We start from the raw sequence: 23,296 nt of genomic DNA, 5'->3' as shown, positions 1-23,296 counted from the left end.
CAGGCGGCTGAAACTGAGGGTAAATCTCGCCGAAACATGCTCTACATAAGGGCATGAAACCAGCCGATCTCGAGCTTCCTGATGACGTTGATGCGCTGAAAGCCATGGTCATGGCGATGGCAGCAAAGGCTGCGCGCGCCGATGTTCTGGAAGACGAAGTCGCTGATCTGAAGGCCCGCAATACGGACGCGGACGAACAGATCGCCAAGTTGAAGCTGATCCTCAAAGCTTTCAATCGATACAGGTATGGCCGCCGTTCGGAAAAGCAGGGCAAGTCCATCGAGGCAGACCTGGACGAACAGGGCGCGTTTGTCTTCGAAGAAATCGACATTGGCATTGCCGCGATTGAGGCGCTGGTTTCCAAGGGCCGCAATCCAGGCGCTGCAAAGCGTGCGCCGCGCCCGCGCAAGGGCTTCCCGCCGCACCTGGAGCGGGTCCATGTAGTCATCGAGCCGGACGAACTGCCCGAACACGCTGGCAAACAGAAGGTCCTGATCGGGGAAGATACCTCCGAGCGGCTTGATGTCATTCCGCCGAAGTTCCGGGTGATCGTCACCCATCGCCCGAAGTATGCCTTCAAGAACGAAGACGGCGTCATCCAGGCCTCAGCCCCGGCGCATATCGTCGAAAGCGGCATTCCGACGGAAGCGCTGCTCGCCTATATCGCGGTCTCCAAATATGGCGACGGGTTGCCGCTCTATCGACAGGAGGCGATCTTCCTGCGCGACCATGTCGAGGTCGAGCGCGGTATCATGGCGCGGTGGATGGGTAAGCTCGGGTTCGAACTCGAGATCCTCGCGGACTACACCTTCAGCCAGATCAAACGAGGTGAACGAATATTCGCCGACGAGACGACATTACCGACACTTGTTCCCGGATCGGGGTCGGCAAAGACAGCGTATTTATGGGCGTACGCGCGGGACGATCGACCGTTCGGCGGCAGTGGTCCGCCGATGGTGGCCTATCGTTTTGAAGACAGTCGATCCGGCGATTGTGTCGCGCGGCATCTCGAAGGCTATCGCGGTATCCTGCAAATCGACGGATACACTGCCTATAACCGTGTTGCCCGCCCCGACCGCGGAAACGACGGCGCTCTATTGGCAGGATGCTGGGCGCATGGTCGCCGTCGGTTTTACGAACTGCACGCGAACGACAGTTCCAAGGTGGCAACGGCGACAATCGAAAAGATGGGCGCACTTTGGTCGATTGAGGAAAAGGTGCGCGGACAAAGCCCCGATGTTCGCGCAGCCGCCCGCCAGGAGGCCTCCGCTGCAGTCGTTGCCGATCTCTACAAACTCTGGCAGGACACGCTGCCCCGCATCTCTGGAAAATCAAAGCTCGCCGAAGCCATTCGCTATGCCCTTCATCGACGGGAAGCCTTCGAACAGTTCCTCCATGACGGGCGCATCGAAATAGACTCCAACATTGTTGAGCGTGCAATCAGACCCCAGGCAATTGTTCGGAAGAACAGCCTATTTGCCGGAAATGCAGGGGGCGGAAGGACTTGGGCCACACTCTCTACGCTCATCCAGTCCGCCAAGATGAACGAAGTTGATCCGCTGGCCTGGCTGACGCAGACGCTTGAGCGTATCGCCGCAGGTTGGCCATCAAGCGATCTCGACGCTCTGATGCCCTGGAACTTCAAGAAGTAACGGCCTCACGTCACCGCTTACAAAAAGCCCGCGAGCTAGCGAGCATCGACGCCAGCAAAATCGCGCGTTCCCGTGAGTTGAGGACCGTAAGCATCCGGCAAAGACCGCAGGCTGAAGGACTTTCAGATTTTTCGGCGTGATTTGCGGGCCCACTTTGCCGCCAGATCATCGACGGCTTTGTTGAGCTCGGCGAAGTTGCCCTGGTCCGGATCGTATTCGTTGCTGCCCCACCATTCGACGAGCTCGGCGTGCCGCTCGTGGGTCGGATCGGCGAGAGCCTCGCGGAACTCCTGATAGCCCCATGGCCCGCCGATGTCCTCGGGAGGGCAACGTCCGGCTGCTTCGAGAAGCATTGGCTCCGCAGGGCCGATGACGGGGAACGTGCGCTCGATCTTGATGCTGTGCGTCCAGCCGTCGCCGAAGTCGTAAAGGTACTTGAACGATTTCGCGCCGATGTCTTCGACTGCCGCCAGCAGCGAGATCTTGCGCGCATCGAGCGGGCCATCTCCCCAGTCCTGATCAGGCAGACCAAAGCCGACGTCGCGGATGCGGAATTCGTAAAGGTGGCTGTTGCTCCAGCCCATCGCCGCCTGCAGCACCTCATGAAGGCGATGGAGCTTGATGCGGAACGGCACCACAACGCGCCGCATCACCGTCGGTTCGACGTGGTCGAGGGTGATCTTCAGGCGGACCAGAGAAGCCGGCATCTTCAGGCTGCCAGCTTGTGCGCCACTGGCGACGCGCTCTTCCAGTTCCAGGGCAGGAGCTCATCGAGCCGATGCGCGGGATAACCGGCAATGCGGTGAAGCACGTCGGCGAGCCAGGCTTGCGGATCGACGTCGTTCATCTTGGCCGAGACAATCAAGCTGTACATAGCGGCGGCGCGCTGGCCACCGCGGTCCGATCCGGCGAACAACCAGGATTTCCTGCCCAAGGCTATGCCGCGCAGGGCGCGTTCGGCGGCATTGTTCGACAGACAGACACGCCCGTCGTCGAGGAAGAGGGTGAAGGCAGGCCAGCGTTTCAGCAGGTAATCGAAGGCCTTGGCGAGATCATCGTTGCGAGACAGCTTGGCACGCTGAGCCTTCATCCATGCTTCCAGCTCGAGGACCAGAGGCAGGCTCCGATCCTGACGAGCGGCCTTGCGGAGCTCCACGCTCTGACCGTTGATCTCGCGCTCGATGTCGAACAGGGCATCGATCCGCTCCACCATTTCCAGCGCGATCGGCGAGATGACGGCCGCCTTCTTGCCCTGCGCTTTTCGGCGCGCATTCGCCTCGACGTCGGCCATCGCAAAAAAGGGCCGCCTCGCATGGACCCAGCAGGCTGCTTCCGTTATCGGGCCTGGCCGTCGATCCGGAAGATAGAGTTTGGTGTAGCCGGTATAGGCGTCCGCCTGCAGAATGCCGCTATAGCCGGCAAGATGCGCCTGCGGGTGCTCGCCCGCGCGATCACGGGAATAGTAGAACATCGCCGACGGTGCGGCTGTGCCGCCGAACGGTCGATCGTCGCGGACATAGACCCAACTTCGGGCGATATCGGTCTTTCCTGCCGCCAGAACCGGGACCGTCGTGTCGTCGCCGTGCAATCGATCTGCCCCAAACGTATGGGCCTCGATCCGTTTGATGATCGGATCGAGTACGGCACAGCATGCGCCGATGCTATCGGCCACCGTCGACAGGCTGAGGGAAACGCCTTCGCGTTCGAAGCGCTCGACCTGACGATTGAGCGGCAGATGCTGGCCGAACTTGTCGAACAGGATCATCGCCAGGAGATTGGGGCCGGCCCATCCGCGCGGGATGGCATGGAAAGGGGCCGGAGCTTGGCTGATCTTCTCGCAATCGCGGCAGGTGAACTTCTCGCGCACCGTCTGGATCACTTTCCATTGGCGCGGAATGACCTCGAGGGTCTCGGTGATGTCCTCACCCAGCTTGCGCAGTCGGTCGCCGCCACAGCATTGGCAGCTCACGGGACCGGGCACGACGACGCGTTCGCGCGGAAGATGATCGGGGAAAGACTTCTTCGCCGGCCGGCTGCGGGTAAAGCCGGCGACATTGACGGTGGCCGCGACCGCCATTTCGGCCGCGAGTTCGTCCTCGGTCACCGCCATCTCCAACTCTGCCAGTTGGAACTCCATCTGATCGATCAGCCGGGCGCGACGCTCTGCCTTCGGGCCATAGAGCTGCCGCTCGAGCTTTTCGATGCGCAGCTTCTGCCGGGCAATGACGGCAAGATCCTCCGACGCCTTGGCCTTGGCAACGGCAAGTTCAGCCTCGATCTGTGCGCCCTTGGCGCGTACCGCGATGAGCTCTGCCCGCAGGGCGGCAACATCGTCGGGAAGCAAATCAGGGCTGTTTTCCATGCCCGAAGTGAATCACAGAAGTCCTGATTTGCCTAGTGTTTCAAAGGACTTGCCCCGGAATATTCGCGTTCGGGCGGCTCACCCGGCACTCGTCGGCCGCCATGTCTGCTGCGGATTTCGCCAATCAATCCCCTCCAGCAGATAGGACATCTGACCGGCGGTCAGCGCGATTGCGCCACTCTCCGTCGCCGGCCAGATGAAGCGGCCGCGCTCGAGCCGTTTCGCATACAACGATAGGCCGATCCCATCATGCCAAAGGGCTTTTATCAGTCGGCCGCTACGACCGCGAAAGACGAAGACGTCGCCCTTAAACGGATCGCGACCGAGGCCCTCCTGCACCAGCAGAGCCAGACCCTGCATGCCCTTGCGCATGTCGCAGTGACCGCTCGCGATCCACACCCGCACCCCGGAACTGATCGGGATCATTTGAGCGCCCGCATGATCGCGGCTGCCAGGTCGCATGGCGCTGCTGAGCCAATTCTCACCTTGACGCCGTTCGGGAAGTCCACCGCCATGGCCAATTCGACTGCGTCACTGCTGGCAGAGTCAACGAGCTTTGCCGGCACAAAGGCGGGCTCGGCCTCTTGGACCAAAGCCTGCCGCCGCCATGTGTAAATCAGGCCGGTCGAAACCTCGAAGCGGCGTGCAACTTCGGAAACAACCGCGCCTGGGGCGAAAGCCTCTGCCAGTATCTGCGCGCGATCTTCCAACGACCACCGCCGCCGCCGCTCTGGTCCGGTCAGCAAAACTGCATGTCCCATGAATTGCTCAGTGCGCTCTTAAGTCCACTCTTAAGAGCGCAGACTCACGGGATAAGCGGAACTTCGCAAGGCGGTCCCCGCCGGAGGGATACTGAGGACCCGCCCACACCAGCGCTTCTTCAACTCTTCCACAAGGTACTGGCGTGGCTGATCTTTATCGATGAGACATCGACCCATACGAATCTGACCAAGCGCTCAGGAGGTCACCAAAAGGACGGCGTTACCGCAGTCACGCGCCTTTCGGGTCGTGGGAAACACGGGCACCTTCGTGCCGGTCTTAGATCGCATACGATGGTTGCGCCCTTTATCGTCAATGCGCCGATGAGCCGGCTCCCTCCGAGACCTCGATCAAAACGCAACTCGCCCCCGATCCTGTCTCCGGGCGATGTCGTCATTCTCGACAAAGTCGGCTTCCATATAGGAGCGAGCGCGCCGACGCACTGGTCAAGGCGCGTCGCTTTTTGTTCCTGCCGCCCTTTTCACCCAATCTCAACCCGATCGACATGGCCTTCCACAAACTCAAGGCGCTTCTGCGAAAACGTGCCGCCCGCAGTTTCGTCACCATCGCCGACGCCCTCGGCGACATCCGCAGTCTCTTCTCCCCCACGGAGGGCCGCAACTACTTCAGGGCCGTCGGATATGAGGCTCGATTAAACGCGACACGCTTTAGTGAGCGGACAACCCTAACAGCTCAGGTTCCATATCTCTCTTCCCGACACGAAGCCCGAGGACTCGTTTGCAGCAAGAAGACATCCGCAAAGGGGCCAGACGTCACAACGCGACCGCATCAATCGTCACCGGTGTATTAACTTCGACGTCTCTCGTCAGTGTTTTACCTAGGATCCGATCAAAGTGCTTAGGCGCCAGTCCGAAGCCCGGTCTGACACTCCTGACGGCATCCTCCGTGACAACATCACCCGCCTTAAGGGCCTTGACGAAATAAAGCGATCGCCGGAACTTCACATTGCCTGTCTCGCTCGACTTATGGCCATAATCGACATTGCCAAGAGCCTGCCAAGCAGTTTTCGCATCGCGGCAAAGAGCCGAAAACTCCTGTGGCTCAAGGGAGAAACTATCGTCGGGACCACCACCGCTTCGATCAAGAGTAAAGTGCTTCTCAATCAAGGAGCCTCCTAAGGCGACACTGGCGATGGCTGTTGTATTGTCGAGCGTGTGGTCAGAGAGCCCTGTTGGCAGACCAAAGCGCTCAATCATATCAGGTATCGTGCGCAAATTGTAATCACTAGCCGGTGCCGGGTAACCGCTCACACAATGGAGAATGGCAAGATCCTTGCATCCGCCCTCCCGCGCGGCGCCGACTGCTTCCGCGATTTCCTCATCGTCCGCCATACCGGTGGAAATGATCATCGGTTTGCCGGTGCTCGCGGCGTAGCGAATCAGCGGAAGATCCACTGCCTCGAACGAGGCGATTTTGTACGCTGGCGTATTTAGGTCCTCAAGCAGATCAATTGCGGTCGTGTCGAAGGGGGAACTAAATATCGTGATGCCAACCTTCCGGGCGTGATCGAAAAGCGGCGCATGCCACTCCCACGGCATATAGGCCTCGCTGTACAGCTGGTAGAGCGTCTTCCCGCCCCAAAGCCCACCTTCGATCCGGAAATCTTCCGCATCACTGTCCAATGTTATTGTGTCCGGTCGGTAAGTTTGAAGCTTTACGGCGTCAGCTCCCGCTTCCTTCGCACGGTCAATCAACGACAACGCTGTCTCGATCCGACCGTTGTGGTTAGCGGACATCTCGGCAATGACATAAGGAGGGAAATCCGGCCCGATCTTCCGCCCAGCGATCGTGAGAACTCTGCTCAATTTACTCTCCTCTAGATACGGGAATGCTCGCAAGCATGTCGTTGCGTTTACTTGCCCATTCATTTGCCAGCATCCCAAGTCGATGGATATTGTAATATTTTCCGTCGCGCAGGTATTGTTGGCGAAAGATGCCCTCCTCCACGAAGCCGAACTTCTTGTGGAGCTTGATGACAGCTGCATTGAAGTCCAGAACTTCGCAAAAAAGCTTGTGCAAATTTAAGTCAAAAAAGGCGTAGTCCAAGGCCAAGAACTCCATTCTTGAACCTGTACCCCGCTCGGCATCAGGCGATGCGTAAAATGCCCAACTCGCGTTTCGGTTTTCCTGATCTATGTTATTGAACGAAACGACGCCCAGGGGTACGCGTCGATGTTCGTAAATGAAGTATCGATGATTATCTGCAGATCTTGTTCGCGCCCACCACCGCTGATGCTCTTCCTCAGAGATCTCATGCCAAGTATACATCTTCTCGCGCACTGCGGGAATATTGCGCCACATTCTCATTATAGTGATATCGTCGTCAGTGGCACGACGCAGGCAGCCATGAACACCGTTCGCCATTAGATGGACCTCGCACTAGACAGGTGGCGGTTAGCGACCTCTCGGGCGACCTCAAGACCTCCCTCGCCACTGCAAATGGTTGCCGCGCGCGACGACATGGCTTCAAGTGCAGCCTTGTTCCAAATAAGACCCTCGACGATGCCACCGAACGTCGAATCAAAACCGGATCCGAGCTCCGCCAGCACAGCCGCACCCTCAGCAGCCAGCCTTTGCGCTACTTCGCGTTGGTTCTCCGCAAGAACCATCAGAATTGTCGGTACACCGAGAGCACACCGCTCCCAGGATGTACTTCCAGCCGCACCGATAGCGAGATCAGCCTCGGCCATCAGACTCGCCATATCGTCAACATTTGACAGGACACGCGTCTTCCATCGCAATTGTGCGGCGTTTTCACGCACTGCATTCGCCCATGGGGCGTGCTGCCCCATAACAACGGTGATCTCGGCGCGGTCGGGTAGCGTGCATCGTTCAAGGGCACTGAGCACCCGGCTGGTCACATTGTCCTTGTCTACCCCTCCAAGCGTCACCAGCAGCCGACAAGGAACGGTTTGCCGACGCCGAGCGAGGCTATCGGACCGCCTTTGCACAAACTGAGGTCGAAGGAGTGCGAAGTGTGCCCCCGCCCGAATCTGGCAGTTCGCCGGTGTCAGCGGTTGGTAGTCGCTCGCCACCCTACCAAGGCTCTGATCGAGCAGCAGATCGCAATCATGCTCACGATCTGCGAGATCGTCTAGCACCATGAGGTATCTGCAGGACGAGCGTAGAAACCGCTCCCAGCGAATATCAAGTGCGTAATGATCGACGACCACCCAGTCCGGACGCACATTTCCGATTGCTGCCACAGTTTGGCGCGCATCCGTCTGCCAATCGACACCGAGCCAGTGAGCGTGGGCGAGCTTCCCGTCATTCGGTTTTTCCCCGTTAACCTCCAAGGGAAGCTCCGCCACGGGAAAGCCCCTATGCCGGATGAGTCCGATTAAATTCCCGCGATGAGCACGGCACACAAAGCCGCATTCGAAGCCCGCCTCCGACAGCATATCGGCGAGCGTGAGGCAACGCATGATGTGACCGGTACCGATGTCAATCGACGCATCGGCTCGAAAAAGCACGTCACATCTACGAGAAGGTGTCACCAGATTCATACAGAGCCTTAAACATGAGTTCTGCCCGCAACCAGTCGTCGGGTGTATCGATATCTTGCACGCGATAACGGGGCAGAATGACGGCAGTTGCAGAGTTTGAAAAGACTGGCTTGCCTGCAAGCCAGGCTTCGGACCGTCCCCAATAGAACTGGCCTGCGTCATGATAGACTGGCTCGAGGTCCTGGGAACGAATGTTGAACTGCTCGGGCATAAGCATTTCGACCCGTCCTTCCGCCGTCAGCCTGATGGCACGCTGGATTGGAAAGGCGTAGCTCGTTGCCGAGAAGACAAAATCCAACCCGCTTGACTTGAGTAGGTCGAATCCCCCAGCTATGTCGTCCGCTCGCAGAAAGGGCGCTGTTGCGTAAATACAGCACACCCGTTCCGGAGTCGCATAGTTTTCGGCTACCCAGCTGATTGCATGGCGAATGACCTCACTTGTCGTTGCGTGGTCGTCAGACAGTTCGGCGGGCCGGAGGAATGGAACGTCAGCCCCTGATTGCTGTGCAATCTCGGCGATTTCCTGGTCATCTGTGGATACGATGATGCGATCGAAGCATCCACTTTCAATTGCCGCGCTGATCGACCAAGCGATCATAGGCCTCCCACCGAACTGCTTAATATTCTTGCGGGGTATCCGCTTGCTTCCTCCTCGCGCTGGAATAACGGCGAGCTTCATGTTGTCAGCTCCGCCTCCAGGGCCGCCACCACCTCATCTTGTTGCACTTCCGTCATGGTCGGGAATATCGGCAATGTAATCGCTTCATCGTAGTACCGTTCTGCTACAGGGAAATCGCCGTTGCGGAATCCCATCCTCGCGTAATAGGGCTGAGTGTGGACCGGAATATAATGCAGGTTCACGCCGATACCCCGCGCTCGAAGCCCCTCGAATACTGCGCGGCGGGTCTTCGAAATCGTCGCGAGTTCCAGGCGGATCACGTAGAGGTGCAGACCAGAGTAGCCGTCGGGATGCTGCCACGGTGTCACCACCGGGAGATCGGCAAGCAGTTCGTCATATCGCCGCGCCAGAGCATGGCGCCGTGCGACGTACTCGTTAAGGCGAGCCATCTGGCTCAATCCCAAAGCCGCTTGTATGTCCGTGAGACGATAATTGTACCCAAGGTCTACTTGCTGATAGTACCAGGGGCCGTCCGGTTCGTGCGTCATGATCACGGGATCGCGTGTGATCCCGTGGCTGCGAAACAGCGCCATCCTGTCGGCAAGCTCTTTACTGTTCGTCAGGGCGGCGCCCCCCTCCGCCGTGGTGACGATCTTCACCGGATGAAAACTGAAGACGGTAACATCGCTGTAACGGCAGTTGCCGATCGGTTCACCCTGATATTTGCCGCCAATAGCGTGGGAAGCATCCTCAATGATCCTGAACCCATATCGCCTTGCAAGTTCATGGAAATCCGCCAGGGCGCAAGGTTGGCCACTGAGGTGCACCAAAACCACGATCTTGGGCAGCAAGCCGTCGCGTTTAGCCTTCACCAGTTTCCGCTCAAGCTCGACCGGGGAAAGATTGTAAGTCCGCGGGTCCACGTCCACGAAGTCCACCCTTGCTCCGCAATATAGCGCGCAATTGGCAGACGCCACAAAAGTAAGAGGCGTCGTCCACAACCAGTCGCCAGGTCCCAGCCCCATCGCCAGACAGGCAATATGAAGCGCCGATGTCGCGCTGTTTACCGCCAATGCGAACTTGGCGCCCGTGTGCTCGATAAGAGCCTCCTCAAAACGAGGCACCATTGGGCCTTGCGTAAGAAAATCTGAGCGGAGCACGTCTATGACGACGTCGATGTCAGCCTGCGTAATGTCTTGGCGCCCGTAGGGGATCATCGCTCAGACGCTCCCAATCTTTTCGGCATTGGCGGCGACCCAGGCTCGAAGCTCCTCCGAGGTCATCCACGCACTGTTGTTGTCGCTTGTGTAGCTGAAGCCGGCCGGAACCTTCCTGCCATCCTTGATGCGAGCCTCCGATGCCGTCCAATTATGAATGGCCGGGAGTATCTTGAAATGCTCCTCATACTCATAGGTGTGGAAGGCATCCTCCTCACCAATCATTTGCTCATGAAGCTTTTCGCCAGGCCTGATGCCGACAATTTCAAGCCTGGCCTCCGGCGCGATCGTACGGGCAAGATCGGTAACCTTCATCGAGGGGATCTTCTTGACGTATATCTCTCCCCCCTCCATGTCATCGAAGGCGTGCCAGACCAACTCAACGCCCTGCTCGAGCGAGATCATGAAGCGTGTCATCCGCTCATCGGTAATCGGCAACACTCCCTTGTGCTTGATAGACAAAAAGAAAGGAATGACCGATCCACGAGATCCCATAACGTTGCCGTACCGAACCACGGCGAATCGAGTTTCATGTGCGCCGGCATAGGAATTGCCGGCAACGAACAGCTTATCTGACGCCAGTTTCGTCGCGCCATAGAGATTGATCGGGCTGCTCGCCTTGTCAGTGGACAGGGCGACGACCCGCTTCACCTTTTTGTCAATGCAGGCATCGATAAGATTCATGGCGCCATTGATATTCGTCTTCACGCACTCGAATGGATTGTATTCGGCCGTTGGCACAATCTTTGTCGCAGCCGCATGAACCACGTAGTCCACGCCGTCCAGAGCTCGGTAAAGGCGCTCACGATCCCGAACATCACCGATGAAGAAGCGGACGCGCGGATCGTTTCCGTATTTTTTCGCCATCTCCCACTGCTTCATCTCGTCTCGAGAGTATATGATAATCTTTGCAGGGTTATACTTGGCGAGCGTCATTGGGACGAACGCATTTCCAAACGACCCTGTGCCGCCCGTAACAAGTATGGTGCTGCCAGAAATCATTCCCATCTCCTTCAATATTTAAGCGAATTTATCAGGCAAATTTGCTGAGATAGGCATCGCTTCATCTAACTATTCTCATTTATCGCCACAGCAAGCCGCCCGCTCTCGAGCCAGTTGCCGGTCTCTGACGCTGCATACACGTCCTTTGCTTGGCCCGCACTGGCAAAAGCTAGACCCGAGCCTGCGGTGGGGCCCGATAAAGTCTCGGACGCCATGCGCATGGCGAACCCGTCATTGGATATCCCCTGATCTCGCACCAATGGTACAGCCCCCATGGAGGAGGCCGAAATCTCGAGGGCCTAATTACTGAGAGGAATCGTTTCTGACAAGCAAGTGGAGCAAAAAAGCGATGCCAAGCCACTACCCGTCGCGTCCAACAAAGTACTGGATCCGGGGATCACGCTTCAGATTTTTTTTGCACTGAAGGTTTTTTCCGAGGAAAGCAGACCGTGGTGTCGTGGACGCAGGGCACGCAGCTTGGGGAAGAGCGCTTCGCTCCTAGTCTCTGCAAAACTGAACGCTTCAATTGACGACAAACTACGAAATAGTCGCTGGTTCGAAGTCGCATCAAACTTTCTTTAGAGTCGCACCGGGTGCAGGATAGACAGTGCGCACAGCACCGACGGATATGGGGAACCGTCACCTATAGGTCTTCAACAGAGAAATTACTCGGGCGTCTTCTCATCGTTGTGTGCATTCATATATTTCTCCCTTGCCGCCCAAATGTTTCCACGTACCGCGTAGACTTGATGATTATCGTCAATGGGGAATACAACATTCTTCCTGAACAACCCCTGGATGTCGTCAGACCATTCGCTGAAGTGCGGACTACCCCGTCGCATGAGACAGAGAAGCGCAAAACGCTCGGAATCAGATAGAACATCCCAATTTCGGAGCGCTTCGTTCTCCTCTTGATCCGCCCTGTCGTTTCGCCACATCTCGACGTGCTGTCTCATGCTTGCCTGCGCCTTCACTAAGCGTCTCCGTTATTATTGTTAGAACCGACTTACGCAAGCGGTGCTTCCGTAGCAACCGCGGCTTGGAAACACCCCGGCCCAATCCTCCTTGCCAACCCTTCAACATCAATATCGTTCGATGATATTGCCGAAGAGTATGCCCAGCGCTACACCACTTACGTCGACGACGCCCCGATCGCCATCAATTATCTGTCGCGGTCATCGCTCAGTGATCGGCGTGAACTCTGTGATCTCTTCCCGCACGGAATTGATCGAGCCGTCGAGTTCACCGAACCGGTTGAACCGTTAATCCATGCGCCGACTCAGCGGCCGTCGTCCGCTTTGTCTTCCGACCGCCCAAAAAACCGACGAGTTTGCCGAACCATATGCAATATGGGATCCTCAAAGCCGGTCTTCCCGAATCTCGCGCGTTGACACAGTCAGCAGCATCAGGCCTAGGGCAAAACACACGAGCGCAAATTCAATGACATAGCCCTTGTCGAGCCCGTCGGCGCGATATTCCGAATATATGCCACTCCGGAACCACATGATGATGTGCACGAGCGGATTGTAGAGGATGAAATCACGGAATGGGTTTGGCAGGGTTTCGGGCAGGAAAAAGACACCAGAGACCATGAAGAGCGGTCGGTTGATGATCCCGAAGATCTGCTCGTAAAGGGGAAAACGGGCAAACATGACGATATTGATCGTGCCGATGCCGAGACCGAGCACCGCAGCCACGCCTGCAGCCTGAACCATGCCGGCGATGTACATTGGCATGGCGACACCCCCGAATTCGATGATCATCAAGAGGATCATGGCTGCCACCAACGCATCGGTCATGAACTGCAGGATGAAACGAGAGATGATCGCATCGAAGGGTGAGACGACTGGATAGGAGAGCAGCGTTTTGTTCGCCTTCATCGTGCCAGCCATAAAGGAGGACATGCGCTGGTAGAAAGTGAACGGCAGATAACCGCTCGCAAAAAACAGCGGAAAGCTCAAGCCCAGCGCCGGCATCCGGGCAATCGCCTGAAAGATCACCGTCATCATCGCGACATGCGCCACCGGGTCGAAGATCGCCCAGAGATACCCGCCCGGCTTCGAACCGTAGCGCGTCGACATTTCGCGCACGATCAGCGCCGCAGTCACTCTAAAATGTTGCTCGATGAGCTTCACGTCTCGCCTCGATGGTCTGCGATATGGGCTTCGGGCCGGCATATTCCACAAACGGCGCTTCCTGGCAAATCTTTGGCAGACACGAGAGCACAAGCGGCCTTCCCACAAAAAAGACCGCCCTGACCATTTTCGCTCAGGGTGGACCGGAAGCTGCATCGCTCAGATAGGCGCTGGTGACATCGAACTGGCCCGAATGCGTCCGCCACTGACCGTTGAATTTCGCGACGCAATCGCGGAGCGGGTCCTGGTACCTGGCAGTTTCGTCGATCAGTGCGGATCGCATGCGCGCGAGTACATCCGCATAGTCGGCCACGGCGGCGAGGTTCCGCATCTCGCCTGGATCGCTGTCGAGATCGTAGAGTTCGTCCATGTCACCGGGCGAGAATACGTATTTGAAGTTGTCGCGCGACACGAGTATGCGCTGGGAATAAAGGAACCGCAGGCCGTGATATTCGGCGAGCAAATAGTCCCTACCCTGCTCGCTTATCCCAAGGACTTGCGCCGAGAGATCCTCCGCTTGCCTGGGCGCGTAACTGACGCCGAGCAACGACAGGGCCGTCGGCATGATGTCCATATTGAGCGCTAGGCCGTCCCGATTTCCGCCCTGCAACGATGGATGGCTGAAGATCAGTGGCACCCTCATGGCCTCGTCATAGGGCAGGCCCTTGTCGATGAGACCGCCGTGCGCCCCGGTCATGTCGCCATGGTCAGACGTGAAGACCACAAGCGTCTCTTCTGCCAGGCCGCTGTGATCGAGATAGTCGAGCAGCCGGCCAATCTCATAGTCGAGCATGGCCACGTGATCGCAGTAGTAACCGATATACGCGACGAGCTCCTCCTCGGTCCTCGGATGGTTGCGGTAGAAATCATCACGCTCGCGCAGCACGCGTCGCGGCTTGCCTGAAAGATCGTCCGAGAAATTGCTCCAGGGCGTAATCTTCGTACGGTCGGTGACGCCGTAGAAATCGTCTGAGATCACGTGTGGCCCATGCGGATCCCAATATTGCACCGTGGCGAAGAAGGGTTCGCTTCCACCTGCCAGACCCTGCAGCATGCCGATGATCTGGTCGGTCAGGAAATGGCAGGGCGTCGACGCCTGAGGGCCGCACCATCGGCCGGCCGCCATGGTCTGCTGGTCGGGATTGAAGTAGAGCTCCGGATCGATGCGGTAGCTCAAACCGTTCGACGCGAGATAATCCTTGAAAACCTTGGTCTTGACGATGTTGCCGTAGCCGGCCGGTGCTTCGCCCTCGAAACCATAGTCACCCGGGCCTTTCTCCACGCCGACGTGCCATTTGCCGACAAAGCCGCAGCGATAGCCGGCGCGACGAAGATCATTGTGCAGCAACCGCTCCGGCCGCGCCAACTCCCGGGCGAGCGCGTGATACATGTCGCAATTTGTGCCCATGCCGTGGGTGAAGGCATAATCGCCGGTTAACATCGAGGCGCGCGAAGGAGTGCAGAGCGGCGAGGTGCAATAGGCGCGATCGAAGCTCACGCCGTTCTGGATCAGCCGATCGAGGTTCGGGGTCTTGACCGGCACAGTCTTGCGCGGCCCGAGGCAGTCCCATCGAAGCTGATCGACGCCGATGAAGAGCAGGTTCTTCATGGTCGAGATCCCCTCCCTATTCCTTTGGATCAGTCGAGGTCGTCACGGATACAAGCCTTGAAGTGTCCTTTCGCCGTTTCTCGCAGGGGCGGCACGATGCTGGCACAGGCCTCGATCGCGACCGGGCAGCGGGTGCGGAAGACGCAGCCGCTGGGAGGATTGGCGGGGCTCGGTATATCGCCCTTGAGAATCTGCCGGCTGGACCGCTTCGAAGGATCGGGCGACGGGACCGCCGAGAGCAAGGCGCGCGTATAAGGATGCTGCGGGCGGGCATAGAGCTCCCGGCTGGGCGCCATTTCCATGATCCGCCCGAGATAGAGCACGATCACGGTATCGGCGATGTATTCGACCACCGCAAGATCATGCGCAATGAACAGCATGGTAAGGCCCAGGCGAATCTGCAGGTCGCGCAGCAGGTTGACGATCTGCGCCTGGATCGAGACGTCGAGTGCCGATACCGGTTCGTCGGCGACGATCAGCTCGGGTACAAGCGTCAGCGCCCGTGCGATGCCGATACGCTGGCGCTGACCGCCGGAAAATTCATGCGGGTAGCGAGAAATCGCATCGGGCGGCAGGTCCACCGACGCAAGGGCCTTGGCGCCCTTGGCGATCCGCTCGGATTTGCTGCCGATACGTTGAATATCCAGCCCTTCGGTGAGAATTTCACCGATGGTCATACGCGGCGACAGGCTCGCAAAGGGATCCTGGAAAATATACTGGACGCGCGCATGCAGACGTCGAAGTTCGCGGCGGCTAAGGCTCGTCGTTTCGACACCGTCGAAACGAATGCCACCGGAGGTCGGCGGAACCAACTGCGCGACCATGCGGCCGATGGTCGTCTTGCCGCTACCGGATTCCCCGACGAGGCCGACGACTTCGCCGCGTCTGATGTTGAACGAGACGTCCTGAACGGCACGGACGACAGGCCCGCGCCCGAACGCCACCGGGGCGAAATCTTTGGTCAGCCCGCTGACCTCAAGGAGCAATTCATCTGACATCGTTTAGATCTCCTGCCAGCGAATGCAGCGACTGAACTGGCCGTCGCCGGTTTCGACGAGCGGCGGGTAAGCCTCAGAGCAGGCCTCTATCCGATAGGGACAACGCGGCGCAAACGGACAGCCTTCAGGCAGGTTCATGAGACTTGGAACCGATCCGGCAATCGTCGGCAGCGGCGTGCCCGCTTCCTTGAGGCGTGTAGCTGTTCCAAGCCGCGGCACCGAGCGCATCAGCCCCTTGGTGTAGGGGTGGCGCGGATGGGCGAAGACCCGCGCCACGCTACCGGTCTCGACGACCGAGCCGGCGTACATGACTGCGACGCGATCGGCGATCTCCGCGACGACTCCGAGGTTGTGGGTGACGAACAGCATGCCCATGCCGCGTTCCCGTTGCAGGTGGCCGAGCAGGTCGAGGATTTGCGCCTGAATGGTGACATCGAGGGCTGTTGTAGGCTCGTCGGCGATCAGCAGCGTCGGGTTGCATGCCAGAGCCATGGCGATCGTCGCCCGCTGCCGCATGCCGCCCGACAATTCGTGCGGATATTGTCCGGCACGCCGGCGCGGATCGGGAATGCCGACATCCTCCAGCCGCTGGATGGCATCCGCCAAAGCCTCCCGGCGGGACTTGCCGAGATGGATGCGGATCGGCTCGGCAATCTGCTCACCGACAGTATAGACCGGATTGAGGCTGGTCAGTGGTTCCTGAAAGACCATACCGGTGTCGTTGCCGCGCACCCGGCGCAGCGCCTCGCCGCCGATCGTTTGAAGGTCGACGACCTCACCCGTCTTGCGTCTGAGGCGAAGCGTTCCGGCGGCGATACGGCCGACGCCGCGCGGCAGGAGGCCCATGATCGACAGGCTCGTCACCGACTTTCCAGAGCCCGACTCGCCGACCAGTGCCACGGTTTCTCCCGTCGCCACGGTGAGATTGAGGTCGCGCACGGCGACGATCTCGCGATCGCCGATGTGAAAAACCGTGGTCAGTCCGGAAATTTCGAGGATCGGCTCTACACTCATCATCAGTCCAGGAGGCCGGTTTGACGGAGAATGCGGTCGATGATTGCCGCCTCCTCGTCATTGAGGGATCGTTGCGGACGGGCCATGATATTGGTGTCGATAACGCCGAGCCGGCGCATGGCGGTCTTTGAAGGCGCCCACCCCCGCAGACCCTGCACTGGTCCGCGGCAGGCTGACCCAGACCATCTCGAAAAGCCGGCAAAGCCTCTCCTGTTCCTGGCGTGCAGCCGTGAAATCGCCCGCCTGGCACAAATTCCACAGGCGTACATAGCCGTGCGGATCGACGTTGCCGAGGCCGGGAACGATGCCATGTGCGCCCATGTTCACGACGCTGTCGGCGACGATTTCGGATCCGGTCATGACGAAGAAGTCGGAAAGATCGGCAGTGTCGGTCATGACGTAGCGAAGATTGCCATCGTCACCGCTTGAATCCTTGAGCCCGACGACGGTGCCTTCACGCGCGAGCGTAACGGTGGTCTTGCGCTCGAGCTTAGTGCCGACGCAGACCGGTATGTCATAGGCGATCACCGGTATGTCGACAGCGTCCCGGATGTAGCGGAAGTGGTCGATGGTCTCGGACTGATTGGTGCGCGTATAGAACGGGGCGGTCACGACGACCGCGTCGGCACCTGCCGACTGCGCTGCCCGTGCGTGGGCGATGACACGATCGGTCGTAGGGTCGATCACACCGACTAGGATCGGCACGCGACCGCGCACCTGCTCGACCGCATGTTCGATGATGCGCCGCCGCGTGGTTTCGTCGTGGAAGACGACCTCGCTCGTCGAACCGAGCACGAACAGGCCGTGCACGCCGCCGTCAATGAGATGGTCGATGACACGTGAGAACGAAGGGTAATCCACTTCGAAGGTCGTGGTGAGCGGAGTGACGACAGGGGGAATGACGCCGGTAAAGAGGGGCATTGCAGACCTTTCACTTGAGTTCGGAGCGCGGGTCGAAGGCATCACGAAGCCCATCGCCCACGAAGTTGATGGCAAGAACGGTCACGACGAGCGCCGCGCCGGGGAACATCCATTGGAAGGGATAATTTTCGAGCACATGCGTGGCGCGAGCGGCGTTCAGCATGTTGCCCCAGCTCGCTTCCGGCGGCGTGACGCCGAGGCCGAGGAATGAGAGGCCTGCCTCGAGCAGGATACCGTTCGCCACCTGCAGCGTGGCATAGACCACGAGAATATCGATCGTATTGGGCAGGGCATGGCGAATGAGCAGGTGCCACAGGCCGGCGCCCATACCACGCGATGCCACGACGAAATCCCGCTCGCGCAGCTCCAGCAGCCGGGCCCGGACCATGCGCGAGAGCACCGGCCATGACAGCAGCGAAATCACGAGGATCGTCGGCACGATGCCGCTACCGACGATCGAGGCAAGCACTAGGAGGAAAATGATCGGCGGCAAGGTCATGGCAAGGTCCACGAACCGCATCGTAGCACTGTCGACCAGGCGCCCTCCCAAGCCGGCGACGGCGCCGATGAAGAACCCGATGAATGAGGAAATCACCATTGACGCTGTGGCCACGAGCAGCGAGATCCGCCCCCCCTGCATGAGCCGCGCCATGATGTCCCGCCCCACGCCGTCGCTTCCAAGCCAGTGGGCTGACGACGGCCCCTGGTTCATCGCCAGGAGATCGATGTCGTTGGGTTTGTAAGGCCACCACAGATCATAGGTAAGGGTGAACAGCAGGATCGGAATCAGGATGCCCGCGCCGGTCACGGCCGCACCGTTGTCGAGAAAGCGCGACATCGCGCGACGGATGGGGCCGGCCGAACGCGTCTTCGTGAGGCTGGTCATCTTACGCCACCTTGATGCGCGGATCGACAGCGGCATAGGCGATGTCGGTCAAGAGGTTGACGAGTATGACGCAGGCGCCGGTGAGCAGCGTCGCACACATGATGACCGGATAGTCGCGCCGGACCACGGCGTTGATCATCAACAGGCCCATTCCCGGCCAGTCAAACACGCTCTCTATGAAGATGGCGCCGCCGATGGCGATACCGATCGTGGATCCGATCACCGTGATCACCGGCAGCAGGGCATTGCGCACGGCATGTTTGACGATGACCCAGAACTCGCGAACGCCCTTGGCGCGCGCCGTCCGCACGTATTCCTGCGACAGCACCTCGAGCAGTGAGGAGCGCATGTAGCGCATGATCAGCGCACCATGGCCGATCGACAGCAGGGCGGCCGGCAGGATGAGATGCGCCAGCAGGTCGCCGACGGAGAAGGGAGCGCCCGGTGTCAGCATGCCGCCGGCCGGCACCCACCGCAAGACGACCGCAAACACATATAGTCCCAACAGGGCCGTCAGGAAGGCGGGGCTCGAGATGCCGACGAAGGCCGCCGTCGACAGCGAGAGATCGGCGAACTGGTTGCGCCGGACCGCGGCAAGGATGCCGGCTGCTATCCCCACGACCACGGAGATGGCAAGCCCGCTGAACATCAAGAGGATCGTCGGTCCGATGCGGCCGAGGACGAGCGGCAGCACCGGTTCGCCGCCGCGCTGGATGGAATAGCCGAAATCTCCAGTCACGGCCGCACCAAGCCAGGCGAAATACTGCACCGGCAGTGGCTGATCGAGGCCGAGGCGCGTCCGCAGCGCCACAAGGTCGGCGGCTGACATCGGGACCGACGGGTTGATGTAGGCATCGATAGGGTCGCCGGGCGTGAGCCGCAGCAGCGTGAAGATGAGGACGGTCAGGGCCAATAGCATGAGCAGGCCGACGACCGTGCGGCGGAGGATATATTGCAGCATGTTTCACCAACATGGTCCATACAGCGCCGCGCGTCTTATCAGACGCGCAAAGGACGCTGTAGCACTTTGAATTGCTGCATGTTTTTGTCCTTAAATCGGCTACGATTTAAGGAAACATGCAGCAGGGGATGCAGCCGGACTTGACCATCCGGCCGCCCCTCGGCCCAGCCCCTTTAAGGAGCGATATCCCACTTCTCCGGGTGGGAGACGAATGGACCACCGGCCGGAGCAGGCGTCCAGAAGAAGTCCTTGAGCTTGCTGGACGCGACCCCGTAGCGGCTCGCGACCCACATCGGGCTCCAGGGAAGCTCAGCGTTCATTTCCTTGCAGACTTGCTGCCACTTCGGGTCCGCCTTGGACGGGTCGGTCTCCGCCATCGCCGTGTTTAATGCCTCGGTGAGCTGAGGCATCTCGACACGCATGATGTTGTTGCCGGCCGGCGGTATCTGCGCGGCGTTCAGCCCGATGTTGAGCGAAGCCGGGTTGGGGCCGTTCTGCAGGCCGGCATAGACCAGCGGGAACTCCTCAAACTTTTCACTGCGGACGATGCCGCTGTAGCTGGGGACGTCGAGGGCGCGCGGAACCACGTTGATGCCAACCTGCGCGAGCATGGCCTGGATTGCCGCCATGACGTTGGCGACCTGCGGCGTGTTATAGTAGGTCAGCCACGGGATCGCCTTGTCGCCGTTGATGTCGTCCCAACCCGCCTCCTCCAGCAGTTCCTTCGCCTTCTGCGGATCGTAGGCATAGTCGTGAAGACCGTTCGGAACGAGCCGCGGCGCGACGTAGCCGCAGTTGGCGAGCTTTGCCGCTCCGCCAAACAAGCTCGAGATGATGGCGTTTCGATCGATGGCGTGTATGACCGCCTGACGCACGCGAAGGTCGCTCCAGATTCCAGCCTTGTGATTGAAGCCGATGTAGTTCACCACATAGGAGTCGCCTTCGATGATCCGGAAGTTGTCATTGCCCTTGAAGGTCTTGGCGTCATCAGGCTCGGCGAAGGTGAACTGGATCTCTCCCGCCGAGAGTGCCGAGACGGCCGCAGCTGCATTGGCAAAATACCGATTGATCAGGCGATTGACCTTCGGCTTGCCGCCGCGATAGCCGTCATAGGCAGCCATTTCGACATACTGGTCGCTTACATACTTCGCGAACTTGAACGGTCCGGTGCCGACAGGCTTTGTCGACCACCATTGGCTCTTGGCGACTTCCTTGATGTCGATCGTCGACAAGGCGTGCTGCGGCAGCATCATCACCTGCGACAGAACGGACAGGAAAGCCGAGTTGGGCTTATTAAGCTTGACGACCGCCGTATGCTCGTCAGGAGTCTCGATCGACGCGATGTCTGCGAGACGGGCGGCAAAAATACTGCCGCTATCGGCGTTCTTGGCGAGTTCCAATGTGAACTTGACGTCCACCGAGGTGAAGGGTTCGCCGTCGTGCCATTTCGTGTCGACCAGCTTGAAGGTGTAGGACAGGCTGTCTTCGCTCACGGTGAACTCGGACGCGAGCGCGCCGTCGAGCTTTGATAGATCGGATGTATAGATGACCAGCGGCTCGAAATAGGTATTGAGCCAGGTAAAGCCGGCGGTGGCGGTAAGCGGGTTGAAGTTGCCCGGGAATCCGCCCGGCCCCACGTCGAAGCCGCCGACAATTGTCTTTTCCTCCTGCGCCAGAACCGGCGTGGACACCATCGCGGTGGCGCTGGCAAAAGCAAAGGCTGCCGCCGCCAGAAGGCGGCCGAAATTCCGTCGATGCATGCTCTCCTCCTCTTTTATTCGGTTTATTGTTGGACCGGCTCGACCTCCCCGGGCCGGTTCGACGCGATAACCCTCCTGATTCCAGAGTAGTGATCTCCGAGACGCCTGCGGGCAGCCTCGACATCTCTGGCCGCGACAGCTTCGACAATTTCGTGGTGATCGCGCCAGGTATCCAGAGGGGTCGGGTTGGTCAGATTTGTGAGATCCGAAGCCTTGTAGAAAGCGGACCAGAAGATGTTGATCAGCGCGCTCAGCATCTTGTTGTTCTGGCAACGGAACAGAAGCTGGTGAAATTGCTGATCTTCCTCAGCAAAGCTCTCGCCACGTTCAGCGCGTTGACGCATGCGATCGGTAAGCTTGCGGAGCTCGGCAATATCATCCTCGCCGATCATCTCGATGGTTCTGTCGATCAGGCCGGTTTCCAGGACGCGACGGATCTCCTGCAACTCCTCGACGTCGCGCAGCGACGCCTGCAGACCGTAGGCAAGGTTGTCCAGCAACGGCGCAAACGAGAATTCCTTGACGAAAACCCCGATGCCGCGTCGCGTCTCGAGGACGCCGACCGATTCCAGCGCCTTGATCGCCTCGCGCACGGAGTTGCGCCCGACCCCCAATTGCTGCGCCAGGAAAGTCTCCGGTGGCAGAGCTGCGCCAGCCGCAAGCTTATTGTCCTCGATATAGCTGCGCAGGCTCTCCTGCACGCTGACGTGCAGAAGCGGCGGACGCGCTAGCGGCTTTATTGGCTTGGCCAAGAATTGCTCCCTGTCATCTGGCTTCCAACATGGTTGAGGTATATCGACTTGTAGGATATCTTGCAAGTCTATAAATGAGGAGCGAGTGGATTGAGCCGCCGGCGCTGCCGGAAGTTGCGCTGAAATCCCGAGGCCGCAAAGGGAGGTGAGGTGTGGCAGTCACAAAGTTCGAACGACAGGATGGTCGCTGGGGCCGTATTCGCGGAAATTGGGCGACGCTGATCTTGCCGATCAATGACGACGATTCGATCGATTTCGCGCGCCTCGCCGACGAAATCGAGCACCTGATCGCAGCCGGCGTGGACGGCATCTACTCCAACGGCACTGCGGGCGAATTCCACAATCAGACAGAGGAGGAGTTCGACGCCATTCAGCAACTACTGGCAGACCGCTGTAGGCCCGCGGCGATGCCTTTCATCATCGGGGCCTGCCAGGCTGATCCCCGGATATCCCTGGAACGTGTGCGCCGGGCGGCAAGGCTCGAGCCCGAGGCAATCCAGGTCATCCTGCCCGACTGGTGGCCCGTGACGGCAGAGGAGGCAACGGATTTCCTTGGGATGGCAGCGGAGGCGGCCGGCTCGATACCGCTGGTCCTCTACCATCCGCCGCATGCCAAGCGCGTCTTTGCTCCGGTTGAGTTGGCCGCGATCCTTGCACCTGTACCGCAGGTCGTCGGCGTCAAGCTCGCAGACGGAGATCTGAGCTGGTACAAGCAAGCCCGTCAGCACCTCGGCGCGTGGGGAATCTATGTTCCGGGACACCACCTTGCGACGGGCGTCAAACTAGACGTCGCGGTTGGGGCATTTTCGAATGTCGCCTGCCTGAGCCCATTCGGGGCGCAGCGATGGACCGCATCGATGGGCAGGGACATCGAGCGGGCGCTCGAGGTGGAGCAACGGCTATGCGCTTTTCTCGAAGACCACATCACACCCCTGGCCAAAGTGCACGGCTATTCGAATGCCGCACTGGACAAGTTGCTGGCGGCGATCGGGGGATGGGCGGACGTCGGCACCCGGTTGCGTCGGCCGTATCGCTGGCTCGATCCCCAGATCGTGCCGGGGTTGCGAGAAACAGCCAGAACCGCCCTCCCCGAAATCATGCTGTGACTGTTGAGGTAAGCAT

20 protein-coding genes and 1 pseudogene are annotated in these 23,296 nt (G+C 59.3%); 2 read left to right on the top strand and 19 right to left on the bottom strand.

The window, feature by feature from the left end; genetic code table 11:
* Window positions 1–53 precede the first annotated feature (53 nt).
* Window positions 54–1,652: an IS66 family transposase gene (gene tnpC / locus RB548_RS26775; protein ID WP_331371316.1), complete on the top strand. Its 1,599-nt coding sequence runs from the start codon at window positions 54–56 to the stop codon at window positions 1,650–1,652.
* Between the two features lie 122 nt (window positions 1,653–1,774).
* Here the strand turns inward: tnpC (RB548_RS26775) and RB548_RS26770 are convergent, their stop codons facing one another.
* From RB548_RS26770 to RB548_RS26680, 19 genes and pseudogenes are all read right to left on the bottom strand, one after another.
* Window positions 1,775–2,359, bottom strand: coding sequence for a plasmid pRiA4b ORF-3 family protein (locus RB548_RS26770; RefSeq protein WP_331372419.1), 585 nt, complete (start codon window positions 2,357–2,359; stop codon window positions 1,775–1,777).
* Window positions 2,360–2,361: 2 nt separating this feature from the next.
* Window positions 2,362–4,014, bottom strand: coding sequence for an IS66 family transposase (gene tnpC / locus RB548_RS26765; RefSeq protein ID WP_331372418.1), 1,653 nt, complete (start codon window positions 4,012–4,014; stop codon window positions 2,362–2,364).
* Between the two features lie 78 nt (window positions 4,015–4,092).
* Window positions 4,093–4,440, bottom strand: a complete 348-nt coding sequence (gene tnpB, locus RB548_RS26760; protein ID WP_041414013.1) for an IS66 family insertion sequence element accessory protein TnpB — start codon at window positions 4,438–4,440, stop codon at window positions 4,093–4,095.
* Window positions 4,437–4,775 (bottom strand): IS66-like element accessory protein TnpA, encoded by a 339-nt coding sequence (gene tnpA / locus RB548_RS26755; protein WP_331372417.1) that lies wholly within the window; start codon window positions 4,773–4,775, stop codon window positions 4,437–4,439. Before tnpA ends, tnpB begins: the two co-directional genes overlap by 4 nt.
* A 771-nt stretch (window positions 4,776–5,546) precedes the next feature.
* Complete coding sequence (gene pseI / locus RB548_RS26750; protein ID WP_331376784.1) at window positions 5,547–6,599, bottom strand: pseudaminic acid synthase; 1,053 nt, start codon at window positions 6,597–6,599, stop codon at window positions 5,547–5,549.
* A 1-nt stretch (window position 6,600) separates the two neighbouring features.
* Entirely contained in the window at window positions 6,601–7,158 is a 558-nt protein-coding gene (pseH, locus tag RB548_RS26745) for a UDP-4-amino-4,6-dideoxy-N-acetyl-beta-L-altrosamine N-acetyltransferase (protein WP_331376783.1), read from the bottom strand.
* The gene (gene pseG, locus RB548_RS26740) at window positions 7,158–8,300 is read right to left on the bottom strand and encodes a UDP-2,4-diacetamido-2,4,6-trideoxy-beta-L-altropyranose hydrolase (protein ID WP_331376782.1); all 1,143 of its coding nucleotides are present in this window, start codon (window positions 8,298–8,300) and stop codon (window positions 7,158–7,160) included. The genes pseH and pseG overlap by 1 nt, the downstream gene beginning before the upstream one ends.
* Window positions 8,275–8,979, bottom strand: a complete 705-nt coding sequence (gene pseF, locus RB548_RS26735) for a pseudaminic acid cytidylyltransferase (RefSeq protein ID WP_331376781.1) — start codon at window positions 8,977–8,979, stop codon at window positions 8,275–8,277. Before pseF ends, pseG begins: the two co-directional genes overlap by 26 nt.
* Window positions 8,976–10,136 (bottom strand): UDP-4-amino-4,6-dideoxy-N-acetyl-beta-L-altrosamine transaminase, encoded by a 1,161-nt coding sequence (gene pseC / locus RB548_RS26730; protein ID WP_331376780.1) that lies wholly within the window; start codon window positions 10,134–10,136, stop codon window positions 8,976–8,978. Before pseC ends, pseF begins: the two co-directional genes overlap by 4 nt.
* 3 nt (window positions 10,137–10,139) lie before the next feature.
* Window positions 10,140–11,138, bottom strand: a complete 999-nt coding sequence (gene pseB / locus RB548_RS26725; protein WP_331376779.1) for a UDP-N-acetylglucosamine 4,6-dehydratase (inverting) — start codon at window positions 11,136–11,138, stop codon at window positions 10,140–10,142.
* A 1,358-nt stretch (window positions 11,139–12,496) separates the two neighbouring features.
* Window positions 12,497–13,273 (bottom strand): ABC transporter permease, encoded by a 777-nt coding sequence (locus RB548_RS26720; RefSeq protein WP_331376778.1) that lies wholly within the window; start codon window positions 13,271–13,273, stop codon window positions 12,497–12,499.
* Between the two features lie 133 nt (window positions 13,274–13,406).
* Window positions 13,407–14,882, bottom strand: coding sequence for a sulfatase-like hydrolase/transferase (locus RB548_RS26715; protein ID WP_331376777.1), 1,476 nt, complete (start codon window positions 14,880–14,882; stop codon window positions 13,407–13,409).
* 29 nt (window positions 14,883–14,911) lie between these two features.
* Window positions 14,912–15,880, bottom strand: coding sequence for an ABC transporter ATP-binding protein (locus RB548_RS26710; protein ID WP_331376776.1), 969 nt, complete (start codon window positions 15,878–15,880; stop codon window positions 14,912–14,914).
* A gap of 3 nt (window positions 15,881–15,883) precedes the next feature.
* Window positions 15,884–16,894, bottom strand: coding sequence for an ABC transporter ATP-binding protein (locus RB548_RS26705; RefSeq protein WP_331376775.1), 1,011 nt, complete (start codon window positions 16,892–16,894; stop codon window positions 15,884–15,886).
* Between the two features lie 2 nt (window positions 16,895–16,896).
* Window positions 16,897–17,815 (bottom strand): annotated as a pseudogene (locus RB548_RS26700) (dihydrodipicolinate synthase family protein).
* A gap of 10 nt (window positions 17,816–17,825) precedes the next feature.
* Window positions 17,826–18,737, bottom strand: a complete 912-nt coding sequence (locus RB548_RS26695) for an ABC transporter permease (RefSeq protein WP_331376774.1) — start codon at window positions 18,735–18,737, stop codon at window positions 17,826–17,828.
* Complete coding sequence (locus tag RB548_RS26690; RefSeq protein ID WP_331376773.1) at window positions 18,703–19,662, bottom strand: ABC transporter permease; 960 nt, start codon at window positions 19,660–19,662, stop codon at window positions 18,703–18,705. Before RB548_RS26690 ends, RB548_RS26695 begins: the two co-directional genes overlap by 35 nt.
* A gap of 173 nt (window positions 19,663–19,835) precedes the next feature.
* A complete protein-coding gene (locus tag RB548_RS26685) occupies window positions 19,836–21,422 on the bottom strand; it encodes an ABC transporter substrate-binding protein (protein ID WP_331376772.1) in 1,587 nt (528 codons plus the stop codon).
* A 23-nt stretch (window positions 21,423–21,445) separates the two neighbouring features.
* Window positions 21,446–22,216, bottom strand: coding sequence for a FadR/GntR family transcriptional regulator (locus RB548_RS26680; protein WP_408642494.1), 771 nt, complete (start codon window positions 22,214–22,216; stop codon window positions 21,446–21,448).
* A gap of 182 nt (window positions 22,217–22,398) precedes the next feature.
* On the opposite strand from RB548_RS26680, the gene RB548_RS26675 reads away from it, so the two are divergent.
* Window positions 22,399–23,280 (top strand): dihydrodipicolinate synthase family protein, encoded by an 882-nt coding sequence (locus tag RB548_RS26675; protein WP_408642480.1) that lies wholly within the window; start codon window positions 22,399–22,401, stop codon window positions 23,278–23,280.
* Window positions 23,281–23,296: the final 16 nt, after the last annotated feature.

Origin of the sequence: Sinorhizobium chiapasense, from assembly GCF_036488675.1 — a bacterium.
GTDB classification, from domain to species: Bacteria; Pseudomonadota; Alphaproteobacteria; order Rhizobiales; family Rhizobiaceae; genus Sinorhizobium; species Sinorhizobium chiapasense.
Note: the sequence above shows the minus strand (reverse complement) of the source record. Positions and strands in the feature narration are given on the sequence as shown.

What these genes read in the sequence shown, in the direction of transcription:
- tnpC (WP_331372418.1), bottom strand. Translation starts at nt 4,014, where the DNA reads ATGGAAAACAGCCCTGATTTGCTTCCCGACGATGTTGCCGCCCTGCGG.
- pseG (WP_331376782.1), bottom strand. Translation starts at nt 8,300, where the DNA reads ATGAATCTGGTGACACCTTCTCGTAGATGTGACGTGCTTTTTCGAGCC.
- pseB (WP_331376779.1), bottom strand. Translation starts at nt 11,138, where the DNA reads ATGATTTCTGGCAGCACCATACTTGTTACGGGCGGCACAGGGTCGTTT.
- pseF (WP_331376781.1), bottom strand. Translation starts at nt 8,979, where the DNA reads ATGAAGCTCGCCGTTATTCCAGCGCGAGGAGGAAGCAAGCGGATACCC.
- RB548_RS26770 (WP_331372419.1), bottom strand. Translation starts at nt 2,359, where the DNA reads ATGCCGGCTTCTCTGGTCCGCCTGAAGATCACCCTCGACCACGTCGAA.
- RB548_RS26715 (WP_331376777.1), bottom strand. Translation starts at nt 14,882, where the DNA reads ATGAAGAACCTGCTCTTCATCGGCGTCGATCAGCTTCGATGGGACTGC.
- pseH (WP_331376783.1), bottom strand. Translation starts at nt 7,158, where the DNA reads ATGGCGAACGGTGTTCATGGCTGCCTGCGTCGTGCCACTGACGACGAT.
- RB548_RS26685 (WP_331376772.1), bottom strand. Translation starts at nt 21,422, where the DNA reads ATGCATCGACGGAATTTCGGCCGCCTTCTGGCGGCGGCAGCCTTTGCT.
- RB548_RS26705 (WP_331376775.1), bottom strand. Translation starts at nt 16,894, where the DNA reads ATGAGTGTAGAGCCGATCCTCGAAATTTCCGGACTGACCACGGTTTTT.
- pseC (WP_331376780.1), bottom strand. Translation starts at nt 10,136, where the DNA reads ATGATCCCCTACGGGCGCCAAGACATTACGCAGGCTGACATCGACGTC.
- RB548_RS26710 (WP_331376776.1), bottom strand. Translation starts at nt 15,880, where the DNA reads ATGTCAGATGAATTGCTCCTTGAGGTCAGCGGGCTGACCAAAGATTTC.
- tnpC (WP_331371316.1), top strand. Translation starts at nt 54, where the DNA reads ATGAAACCAGCCGATCTCGAGCTTCCTGATGACGTTGATGCGCTGAAA.
- tnpA (WP_331372417.1), bottom strand. Translation starts at nt 4,775, where the DNA reads ATGGGACATGCAGTTTTGCTGACCGGACCAGAGCGGCGGCGGCGGTGG.
- RB548_RS26690 (WP_331376773.1), bottom strand. Translation starts at nt 19,662, where the DNA reads ATGCTGCAATATATCCTCCGCCGCACGGTCGTCGGCCTGCTCATGCTA.
- RB548_RS26695 (WP_331376774.1), bottom strand. Translation starts at nt 18,737, where the DNA reads ATGCCGCTGTCGATCCGCGCATCAAGGTGGCGTAAGATGACCAGCCTC.
- tnpB (WP_041414013.1), bottom strand. Translation starts at nt 4,440, where the DNA reads ATGATCCCGATCAGTTCCGGGGTGCGGGTGTGGATCGCGAGCGGTCAC.